Source organism: Clostridium ragsdalei P11 (genome assembly GCF_001675165.1).
Lineage (GTDB): Bacteria > Bacillota > Clostridia > Clostridiales > Clostridiaceae > Clostridium_B > Clostridium_B ragsdalei.
Window position 1 is genome coordinate 1 of sequence record NZ_LROS01000064.1, and the last position, 1,091, is coordinate 1,091.

2 protein-coding genes are annotated in these 1,091 nt (G+C 29.9%); both read left to right on the forward strand.

Annotated elements, in window-relative coordinates:
• The coding region (locus CLRAG_RS17070; RefSeq protein ID WP_065079512.1) for a helix-turn-helix domain-containing protein at positions 1 to 526 on the forward strand (526 nt) is incomplete at its 5' end.
• Complete coding sequence (locus CLRAG_RS17075) at positions 489 to 1,064, forward strand: transposase (protein ID WP_065079513.1); 576 nt, start codon at positions 489 to 491, stop codon at positions 1,062 to 1,064. The genes CLRAG_RS17070 and CLRAG_RS17075, both read left to right, overlap by 38 nt.
• Positions 1,065 to 1,091: the final 27 nt, after the last annotated feature.

Genomic DNA, 1,091 nt, shown 5'->3' on the forward strand with positions numbered 1-1,091 from the left:
ATTTGAAATAGAATCACTGTATGATTATAAAATTGAAGATTTAATTGAGCTAAAAAACACTACGAATTCTAAATTTACTAGATTAGTATTAGCTGTGGTTACTATGAGATATCGAGGATGCTCAAATAGAGATATTATGATAGAAACAGGTCTAAGTAAAGTATCTATAGTTAAACATATTAAAAATTGGAACGAAGTTGGCATCAAAGCTATAAAAGATCATCGTGGCGGTAGTGAAGCTAAATTAGAACCAGAAATAGTTGATGATCTTATAGACGTAGTTCTAAAAAAATCCCCTATAGATTTTGATTTTACATGTCATACTTGGACTTTAGCGCTTTTAGCTCTATATGTTGAAAAAACATATGGAGTAAAAGTTTGTAATGAAACTATCAGATCCATTTTAATATCTCATAATATATCTTATAAAAGATCTCAACCTAAACCTACAAAAGCTGATAAAGATGAACAAGAAGCTTTTAAAAAAAATGCCAAAACTGCTAGATACTTTAGAGTCTTCATCTGATACTATTGTATATGCATTAGATGAGACTGGTATCAGCATAGAGTCGGACAACTATTCATCTTGGAGCCCTGTAGGTAATCCCCCTATACTAGAGAAGAATGCTTCGCATAAAGGGGTAAATATTGTAGGGTCTACTTCAATTTTAAATAATTTTCATACTGTCAATGATGTTTATTCTTCCCAAGAATCTATAACATCTGAAAAAATTAAGTCGCATATAGAATATCTGATGGAACTTAATCCTAATAAAAAAATTGTAATATTTATGGATAATGCTAAAACCCATACAAGTAAGCTAATGCAAAGCTTTTACTATGATAACAAAGATAAATTGAAGGTAGTACTTCTACCAAGGTATTCCCCATATATGAACCCTCAAGAAAATATGTGGAGAAACCTAAAAGCAAAGTTGTTTAAACCATCTGCTAGAAGTTGTATATGGGAATTAGTATCAGATATTAAAATTCTTTTTGACGAACTTAATTCTAATTTTGCTAAGATTCATTCATTAGCTTATGCTAGAAGTTTCCTAGTATAAGTTAAATTATCACTTAGAAACCCTATA